The sequence below is a fragment of the Streptomyces celluloflavus genome (assembly GCA_000720995.1).
Classification (GTDB): Bacteria; Actinomycetota; Actinomycetes; order Streptomycetales; family Streptomycetaceae; genus Streptomyces; species Streptomyces celluloflavus.
In genome coordinates this window covers 19,102-28,604 of the sequence record JOEL01000070.1, presented here as the reverse complement: position 1 = coordinate 28,604, position 9,503 = coordinate 19,102, and the positions used below count along the sequence as shown (strand labels likewise).

The following is a 9,503-nucleotide window of genomic DNA, read 5'->3' as shown; positions in this document are numbered from 1 at the left end:
CGCGCGAGTGTGCTGTGGGCCCTGCTGCGTGACGGGCGGCTCTTCACCTCCGCCCCGCCGGTCACGCAGGCGGCTTGACTTCATCATTGAGACTCCTCGGTTCGCGAACATCGTTCGCGAATGACATTAGCCATTCGGGTACGCTGTTCGCAAATAGTGGGTCGCAGGATGAAAAGCGGGAGGCGTGGGTGGCCGGTCGGCAGGACATGGTGATCTGGATGCGTCCCGAACAGGCGGCGGTCGGGCGGCCCGCGGAGCGCAGCCGTGCCGAGATCACCGCCGCCGCGGTGGCGCTCGCCGACCGCGAGGGCCTGGCGGCGGTCTCGATGCGCCGGGTGGCCGCGGAGCTCGGGACGGGCGCCGCCTCGCTCTACCGCTACGTCGCCACCCGCGACGATCTGCTCGACCTGATGACCGACTCCACGGCGGCCGGGTACGACCTGCCCGAGCCCACCGGCGACTGGCTCGCCGACCTGGTCGAGGTCGGCCGGCAGGCCCGCCGGATCATGCGACGGCACCCCTGGCTCCCGGCCTTGGTGACGGCCAGGCCGGTCCTGGGACCGAACGGTGTCGACGTCCTGGAGCACGTCCTCGGCGTACTCGCCGCCCAACCGGCCGGCGCCGCCGCGAAGTTGGAGGCATTCGCCCTGATGAACGCGTTCACGGCGGTGTTCGTCCAGCACGAACTAGGCGGCGGCGAACCGGCCACCCGCCACCACGCCGCCTACCTGCGGCAGGTCGCCGCGGCGGGCGGGCACCCCCGGCTCGCCGCGGCCCTCACCGAAGCGGCCGCGCCCGCCGACGGCCCCGCGGACCACGACGAGGCGGACCGCTACGAGGCCGCCCTCGCCCGGGTGCTGGCCGGGTTGCTGACCCCGCCTCGCTGATCCGCGAAGCCGGCGGGCTACCGGGGGACGGTGTCGGTGTACGTACGCACGCTCCCGGCCGCGTACGGGGAGCCTCCGGCCGGGCGGTGTGGCGCGGGATCACCGTCGGGCCGGACGAGGAGCCGGACGTCGCGCCGCGCACCGGCCGGCTCCTCCAGGTGGGCGCCGCCCGTGAGCAGACGCCCACTGCCCGATCCCACCGAACGTCCGCCGCGGCGGGAAACGGCGTAGGCCCTCGTGGTGCCCCGGATCGATGCCGTCACCCCGTCGGCATCTTCGTCAGTGCCGGCCGCGGGCGAGGATGCCGGCCGTGGCCCGTGGGCTCACCGGCGGGGCCGCCGCCGGCGCGGGTGTCAGTGCGGGTCGGCGGCGAGCGGACGTGCTTCCAGTTGGGCCACCACCTGCCGCTCGGCCTGACGGCGCGCGGCGGCGAGCCTGCGGTCGAGGATCAGTACCGGCAGCAGCCACAGCAAGCCCCACAGGCTGAAGCTCTCGACCACTCCCGTGGCGCGGAGCAGGGTGTTGGTGCAGATGCTGAGCAGTGCGGCGAGCGTCCACGCCTGCGCCCGGTAGCGGACGAGTGGCCGGAGCGGGGCGTTGCGCGGGCCGGACAGGGCGGCGAGAGTGGCGGCGAGCACGGCGGCCCGATGATCGTCGGGGCGGTCCTGTGCGCGGGCACCGGCCTGCCGGGGCGCGTCCTCGGCGCCGGCGTGCTCCAGCGTGTACGAGGCGTCCGCCCGCTGCGCGTCCGCCGCGTCGCGCTGTGCCCTGGCGTCGGCCAGCTTCGTCCGGAAGTCCTCGCGGTAGGGATAGGGGCGCTGTGTCCAGCGCTGCACCGCCGCCGCGCGCTCGGCCTCCGAGGAGCCGGGCGTGACCTCCTCGATCCGCCGGAGCAGGACCTTGCCCCGAGCGGCCCGGCCGGGCTGGTCGAAGGCGTCGGCCCGCAGGCAGAGTTCGGCGTACCCGGCGAGCAGCCCGAGGTGATCGGGGGCGATCTCCAGGCCCCTGCGGAAGGCTCTCTCCGCCTCGTCGTCGTGATCGTCGTCGTCCTCCCGGACGTGCGCCAGCGCCAGCCAGCAGTAGAGATCGGCGGCCGCGCCGTCCTGCCCGATCCCCTCCTGCGCGGTCCGGCGCGCCGCCGCGTAGCCGCCCGCGGCGAAGAGCTCCGAACAGCGCTGCCCGTACTCTTCCGTCGTCGTCATAAGTCCCCACCCCTTTGGCCTCGGCCCCGATCGGGGCCGACTCACTGTGCGCCACGGGAACACCGAGGTCAACGCCCTTTTTCCGGTGCGGACCACCCGGGAGTCCGGTTGGCGGCGGGTACCCGGCACGCCCTGCCGCTCCCGAGACGCCATGCCCGCGGCCGAGCAGGCCGAAGCGGCCTTCGCGCGCCGCCTCCGCGAACGGCCGGGCGGGCGTCCGGCCCCCCCCGGCAGCGGTCATCGCGTGGTCACCGGTGGTCCGGGGCTCCGGCCGGTTTGGCGGAGCCGCCCGCGGCTACGTAAAGTTCCGCCGGAGCTTTATCCGAACAAACGATCCCAGGAAACCTGGAAACCAGGAAAGCAGCAGCGGTAAATGACGGTGACCGAGCAAGGCCGGGCCGATGGCACGGGTATCGACGTGGAGCGGATGGCGGTCTGCCTGAGCGTGCTGGAGGAACTCGACGCACTGCCGCTCGACCACCCCGACGCGGTCACCATACGGCGCGCCACCGCCGGCATCTACCGGACGGTGAAGCAGCGCCGCCGCCAGGAGCGCCGCATCGCCAAGACGGAGAACGACAAGGCGGTGACCGAGGCCACGGCCACCGGGGCGGCCGACCGGATCGACGACGAGACCCTGGGCCTGGCCCTCGCCAGCTCGGTGACCACCGAGATCGCCGGAATCCTGGAACGGCCCCGGTCCTGCTACGTCTGCAAGACCCGCTACGTCGAGGTCGACGCGTTCTACCACCAGCTCTGCCCGGCCTGCGCCAAGGAGAACCGGGCGCGCCGCGACGCACGTACGGACCTCACCGGGCGGCGCGCGCTGCTCACCGGCGGCCGGGCGAAGATCGGTATGTACATCGCGCTGCGGCTGCTGCGGGACGGTGCGCACACCACCATCACCACGCGCTTCCCGAACGACGCGGTCCGGCGCTTCAAGGCGATGCCGGACAGCGCGGACTGGCTGCACCGGCTGAAGATCGTCGGGATCGATCTGCGCGACCCGGCCCAGGTGATCTCGCTCGCCGACGCGGTGAGCGCCGAAGGCCCCCTCGACATTCTGATCAACAACGCCGCGCAGACCGTCCGCCGGTCGCCCGAGGCGTACGGACAGCTGGTCGCGGCCGAGTCCGCGCCGCTGCCCGCCGGTGAGCTGCCCGCGTCCCTCGTCATCGGGCACTTCGGCAGCGGTGCCCCCGCGGCCCTGCCCGCCGCCGGGCAGGGTGCGCTGAGTGCGGCGGAGGTCACCGCCCTCGCGCTGACCAGCGGCTCGGCCTCGCCCGCCCGGATCGAGGCGGGCACCGCGATCGACGCGGGCGGGCTCGTACCGGATCTGCATGCGAGCAACAGCTGGATCCAGAAGGTGGACGAGGTCGACCCGGTCGAGCTGCTGGAGGTCCAGCTCTGCAACATGACCGCGCCCTTCCTCCTGGTGAGCAGGCTGCGCCCGGCGATGGCCGCGGCCGCCGCGCGCCGGAAGTACGTGGTGAACGTCTCGGCGATGGAAGGCCAGTTCAGCCGCGGCTACAAGGGCGCGGGACATCCGCACACCAATATGGCCAAGGCGGCGCTGAACATGCTCACCCGCACCAGCGCCCGGGAGATGCTGGAGACCGACGGCATCCTCATGACCGCCGTGGACACCGGCTGGATCACCGACGAGCGCCCGCACCCCGACAAGATGCGGCTGGCCGACGAGGGATTCCACGCCCCGCTCGACCTGGTCGACGGCGCGGCCCGGGTCTACGACCCGATCGTCCGCGGCGAACTCGGTGAGGACCTTTTCGGCTGCTTCCTGAAGGACTACGCGCCCACGGCCTGGTGACTCATGTGGCGGGGGCGGCCGTGGCACGCCCCCGCCGGTCCGCGCGGCCGGTCCGTCGTACCGGCCGCGCCGCCGTTTCGCCGCTACTCGGCCGGGCGCGGCGCGGCCGGGGTGTCGCCGTGGACGGCGTGCAGATAGAGCGCCAGCGTGTCGAAGGTGAAGTACGAGCTGTAGGAGACGTCCGGGAAGTCACCGCCCGTGTGATAGCCGCCGATGACGCCGATCAGGGCGTAACCGGTGAGGTCCCGTACCAGGAACGGCCCGCCGGACGTGCCGCCGATATAGCCCGCGCAGGCGATCTCCAGGAAGTCGCCGGGCGCGGCGGGGTCGGTGCTCGTGTACCGGTGGGTGGCGGAGGAGCAGTCCAGCGGTTTGGGGTGCGTGGTGTCGCTGCTGCCCGGGTAGCCGATGAGCCGTACGTTCCGATGGTTGTACCCGGGGTACGGGAGCAGGTCGTAGCCGCCGGTCACCTCCTCCACCGCGGCCCCGTCCGCGCGCGCCCCGAGCCGCACGACCGCGTAGTCCCAGCGGGCACCCCCGGACGTCCCCAGGTCGTAGTACCGCTGGTCGAGGTAGACGCGGTCGACGGGGTAGATGCCGTGCGGCTTGAGACCGTCGTGATACTGCGGCACGAACGACAGATGCCGCTTCGGGTCGGGGGAGCGCAGACAGTGCCCGGCGGTGACGACGAGATCGCGATGCGGACTGCGTACGACCGTTCCGCCGCAGAACCGGCCGGTGTTGGTGCTGTCCGTCCAGAAGAACGTCCCCACCGCCGGCAGACCGTCGAACGGGTGGCTCGGCGGGGTGTCCGCCGCCGGACGCGCCGGGTGCGCGCCGCGCGCGGCGGCGGCCGGTTCGGCGGCGCGCATCCGCTGCGGAGTCCAGTACGCGTCGTCCGCCGCGGCGGCGGGGCCCGGCGCCTGCGCCGCGTACGCGGGCGGGCCGGGCAGGGCGGTGAGCGACAGGCCGAGCAGCAGGGCGGCGAGCAGCAGGGGGACGCGGCCGCGCACGGCAACGGGTCTGTTCATGGTCGGGGTTCCTCCTGAGGGCGCGACGTACGGAACGGGGGAGACGGGCGTGGTGAGCGTGCCATGGTGCTACGGCCGGGTGCCCGGCGAGCGGACCGTGCCGGAACGCGGGCCGGCGGCCGTCCGAACCGAACGGGAACAAACTGCGTGCCGCACCGGCGAGTTGGACCCCTCGGTCATCGGTTCCGTGCCCCGGCGGGACCGTCCGCCGGCACCGCCGGACGCCGCCCCGTCTCCATGTTTTCCACTCCCGCGCCGCGCTTAGTCGTCCGCGGCCGGGCGCGCCCGGGTCCGTCGCGCTATCTGACGTGGCGGGCGACACCGGTGGCGTGGTGGATGAGGGATTCGAGCGGCCCGCGGCGGAAGTGGCGTGACCACACCAGGGCCAGCAGCGTGATGGCCGCGGCGAAGCAGAACAGCAGGGGCAGCGGTGAGCCGGGCACCTCCCTGATGTGCAGGGCCCAGATCCCGACGACGTTGAAGACGTAGGCGGTCAGGGACATCGTGCCCACCACGATGACCGGCCGGGCCAGTCGCCGGAAGCGGGGCAGCTTGTCCGCGGCGGCCAGGCAGGCGGCCAGGACCGCGATGGCGACGCCGCCGTTGCCCAGCACCGAGAGCGTGGTCTCGCTGTGCGGGGAGGCCACCAGCAGCCAGGCGGACGTGGCGTGCGTCGGGTCGCCGATGCCGTCGGACCACCACGCCGACAGGGCGGAACCGGACCCGTCCCCGGCATCGCCGATGGCGGTGACGGCATCGGGGAGCAGGTGCAGCGCCAGCCAGGAACCCCCGTAGCCGATGACGGCGAGGCAGCCGCCGGTCAGGGCCAGCCGGACGCGGACGGCCGTCGAGGACAGGTCGAGCCGCGCCACCGCCATCCCGGCGAGCACGAAGGGCATCCAGGTCAGCACCGGATAGGTGCCGGTGAAGAAGAGGTCGAGGACGCCGTCCGTACCGCTGACCAGGGCGAGCGGATCGACGCCGGTCACCGCCTCGGCCCAGGTGCCGCCGTCGATCGAGTACCGCACCACGTACAGCACCTGCGGCAGGACCAGCGCACTGCCGGCGGCGAGCCCGGCCAGGGTTCCGGGGCGCAGCCGGCGCAGCGGGAGGGCGAGGACGAAGAACAGGCCGTACGAGGCGAGGATGACATCGACAGGGGTGTGGGCCATGGTGAGCGCGGTGCCCAGCGCGAGCAGGACGGCCGAGCGGATCAGGACCCGGGCGACGGCCTGGCGGCCGGCCCGCCCGGTCCTGGGTGTCCGACGGCCGGTCAGGAGGACGAGGGAGAAGCCGGCCAGGAGGGCGAAGAGCGCGGACGGCCGGCCGTGCGACAGCTCCAGGAGGAAACCGACGGGGCCGCCGACGGACGGATCGGGGCCGACATGAGCGGCGTACATCCCGAAGATGGCGACGCCACGGGCGAGATCCACGCCGATCAGCCGGGCCGTCGCCGCCGCCGGCGGGACGTCGCCGAGCGGCGGGGCGGCCGGGGCCTGCTGCTCCGGCGGGGAGGTGTTCTGTGTCATGACTCAAGCGTTGGCCGTGCGCGCCCCGAAGGGCGGTGATTTACGCGGAATTTGGGCGACGGTTGGGCAGCCTGCCATCCCGCCGTCCCGTGCCCGTACGCCTGGGCGGGTGACGGCCGCGGCCGGACCGCGGCCGGACCCTGGACAGTTCGGCGCCGGGCGGCCCGCGACAGGCCGCCCGGCGCCGGAGTCACCGCCCGGAACCCGCGCCGACGAGCGCCCCCTGCGGCGCCGCGAGGTCGAACGTGTCGTGCAGCGCGCGCACCGCGTCGTCGAGCTGGGCCGCACCGCACAGCGCCGAGATGCGCAGCTCGGAGGTGGTCATGGTGTCCACGCCGATCCCCGCCGCCGCCAGCGCCGCGCAGAAGGCCGCCGTCACGCCGGGCAGGGTCCGGATTCCGCTGCCGACCAGGGAGACCTTGCCGACGCCCTCGTCGTACGCCAGCCGGGCGAAGCCGAGGTCCGTGCGCTGCTCCTCCAGCGCGGCCACCGCGGCGGGCCCGCTCTCCCCGGACAGCACGATGGTGAGGTCGCTGTGGCCGTCCGCCGCCGAGGCGTTCCGGACGACGATGTCGACATCACCCTGGGCGTCGACGACGCTCCGCAGCACGCGCGCCGCGAGCCCGTCGCGGTCCGGTACGCCCGTCACCGTGAGCCGCGCCCCGGAACGGTCGTGCGCGATACCGGTGAGCGCCGCCCGTTCGGCGGACGGGGCCTTCGCCGTGCCGGTCACCATGGTCCCCGGTTCGCGGTGGAACGAGGAGCGGACGTGCAGGGGCACCCCGTGGCACCGGGCGTACTCCACACTGCGCAGCGCGAGCACCTTCGTACCGGCCGCCGCCATCTCCTGCATGACGTCGTAGGGGACGGCGTCCAGCTTCCGGGCGGCCGGCACGATCCGCGGATCCGCGGTGTAGACCCCGTCCACGTCCGTGTAGATCTCGCAGACATCGGCCTTGAGCGCGGCGGCCAGCGCGACCGCCGTGGTGTCCGAACCGCCGCGCCCCAGCGTGGTGATCTCCTCGGTCTCCCGGCTGAGACCCTGGAATCCGGCCACCACCGCGATCTGGCCGCGGTCCAGAATCTGCCGTACCCGGTGCGGTACGACATCGATGATCCGTGCCCGGCCGTGCGCCGGCGTCGTGAGCACGCCGGCCTGCGGGCCGGAGAAGGAGCACGCCTGGCCGCCGAGGGCGTGGATGGCGATGGCGACCAGCGCGTGGGAGATGCGTTCGCCGGCCGTCAGCAGCATGTCCAGTTCGCGCGGCACCGGCAACGGGGCCGCCTGCCGGGCCAGATCGAGGAGTTTGTCGGTGGTGTCACCCATCGCGGACACCACGACGACGACATCGTGCCCCGCCTTTCGGGTGGCGACGATCTGTTCGGCGACCCGGGTGATCCGTTCGACGTCGTGCACCGAGGAGCCGCCGTACTTCTGGACGATGAGAGCCATGTGATCAGACCTCCTTGGGAGGTTGTCCGGCACGTGCGGGGCGGGGGAGCACGGGGCGGGGGCGGGGGAGCGGACGCCGGTGCCCGCCGGGCGCCCGCCCCGTGCGGGGCCGGCCGCCCGCGGCGCACGACGGCGCCCCGGCGGCCGGCACGTCAACGGCCTTCGGCCGGCCGGGCCGGGGCGGAGAGCGCCCGGCAGCTTTCCTCGACCGCGGCCAGCAGGATCGTGCAGGCGGTGTCGACGACCTCCGCCGTGACATTGAGCGGCGGCAGCATCCGTACGACACCGTCGTCCCGGCCGCCGAGCTCCACGATGAGCCCCTGCCGCAGGGCGTGTGCCTGCACCGCGGCCGCCAGGGAGCCCGCGGGCCGCCCGGTGCCCGGATCGGCCAGCTCGATGCCCCACATCAGGCCGCGGCCCCGGACCTCGCGCACCCAGGGCAGCCGGGTCAGCACCGCGAGCCGGTCGGCGATCTGTGCACCGCGCGCGGCGACATTGCCCAGCACATCGTCGCGGTGGATGACGCGGATCGCCTCCACACCTGCCGCGAAGGCCAGTTGGTTGCCCCGGAACGTCCCCGAGTGCGCGCCCGGTGCCCAGGTGTCCAGCCGCCGGTCGTAGAGGATGAGGGCGACCGGGGTGCCGATACCGCTCAGCGCCTTGGACGCGATGATGACATCGGGCTCGATGCCGTACTGCTCGAAGGCGAACCAGGTGCCGGTGCGCCCGCAGCCGGTCTGCACCTCGTCGACCACCAGCGGGATGTCGAGGGCGCGGGTCAGCTCGCGTACCCGCCGGACGAAGTCCGGGCGGGCGGGCACGATCCCGCCCTCACCCTGCACCATCTCCAGGACCACCGCGGCCGGCAGCGGGATGCCGCCGTTCGCGTCGTTCAGCGCGTTTTCGAGGAGGGTGACGCAGTTGGTCGCGCAGGTGTCCGGGGAGAGCCCGACCGGGCAGCGGGAGCAGTAGGAGTACGGGAAGAAGTGCACGCCGGGCATGCCGTTGGCGACCGGCTGCTTCTGCGACACGAGGCCGGTCAGCGCCATCGCGGCGTGACTGCTGCCGTGGAACCCGCCCTGGAAGGAGACGATGTCGCCGCGGCCGGTCGCGGTCTTGCAGAGCTTGAGGGCGGCTTCGACCGCGTTGGCCCCCGTCGGCCCGCAGAAGTGCACTTTCATCCGGTCCCGCATACCGGGCGGGAGCATCGACAGCTGGGCCTCGGTGAACGCGTCCTTCGCCGGGGTGGGGAAGTCGAGGCCGTGGGTGAGCCGGCCGAGCTGCTTGGTCACGGCCCGCACCAGCTCGGGGTGGTTGTGCCCCAGGGAGAGCACACCGGCGCCGGTGAGGAAGTCGATGAAGACGTTGCCGTCGACATCGGTGACGAAGCTGCCGGAGCCTTCGGCCAGGGCGATCGGCAGGCGCCGGGGGTAGGCGCGGGCGTTGGACTCCGACTGCTGCTGGCGGGCGAGGAACCGGGCCGAGTGGGGGCCGGGCAGATCGCCTTGTACGCGGGGCCCGGTCCAGGTGCCCGGATGGTCAACGGTTGTCATGACAGTCTCCTACGAGGGGT

At 73.4% G+C, this 9,503-nt stretch carries 7 protein-coding genes; 2 read left to right on the top strand and 5 right to left on the bottom strand.

Annotated elements, in window-relative coordinates:
* Positions 1–206 precede the first annotated feature (206 nt).
* Positions 207–887 (top strand): TetR/AcrR family transcriptional regulator, encoded by a 681-nt coding sequence (locus IH09_RS33850; protein ID WP_052861408.1) that lies wholly within the window; start codon positions 207–209, stop codon positions 885–887.
* A gap of 353 nt (positions 888–1,240) precedes the next feature.
* On the opposite strand, the gene IH09_RS33840 is transcribed toward IH09_RS33850, so the two are convergent.
* Entirely contained in the window at positions 1,241–2,089 is an 849-nt protein-coding gene (locus tag IH09_RS33840; protein ID WP_052861402.1) for a hypothetical protein, read from the bottom strand.
* Between the two features lie 373 nt (positions 2,090–2,462).
* Between IH09_RS33840 and IH09_RS33835 the strand changes: the two genes are divergently transcribed.
* A complete protein-coding gene (locus IH09_RS33835; protein ID WP_052861401.1) occupies positions 2,463–3,917 on the top strand; it encodes an SDR family NAD(P)-dependent oxidoreductase in 1,455 nt (484 codons plus the stop codon).
* Between the two features lie 83 nt (positions 3,918–4,000).
* Here IH09_RS33835 and IH09_RS33830 read toward each other — a convergent pair whose 3' ends face one another.
* From IH09_RS33830 to IH09_RS33815, 4 genes are all read right to left on the bottom strand, one after another.
* Positions 4,001–4,948 (bottom strand): trypsin-like serine peptidase, encoded by a 948-nt coding sequence (locus tag IH09_RS33830; RefSeq protein WP_052861400.1) that lies wholly within the window; start codon positions 4,946–4,948, stop codon positions 4,001–4,003.
* A gap of 299 nt (positions 4,949–5,247) precedes the next feature.
* Positions 5,248–6,477, bottom strand: a complete 1,230-nt coding sequence (locus tag IH09_RS33825; protein WP_052861399.1) for a DUF418 domain-containing protein — start codon at positions 6,475–6,477, stop codon at positions 5,248–5,250.
* Between the two features lie 190 nt (positions 6,478–6,667).
* Positions 6,668–7,930: an aspartate kinase gene (locus IH09_RS33820; RefSeq protein WP_052861398.1), complete on the bottom strand. Its 1,263-nt coding sequence runs from the start codon at positions 7,928–7,930 to the stop codon at positions 6,668–6,670.
* A gap of 152 nt (positions 7,931–8,082) precedes the next feature.
* Complete coding sequence (locus IH09_RS33815) at positions 8,083–9,483, bottom strand: aspartate aminotransferase family protein (protein ID WP_052861396.1); 1,401 nt, start codon at positions 9,481–9,483, stop codon at positions 8,083–8,085.
* Positions 9,484–9,503 lie beyond the last annotated feature (20 nt).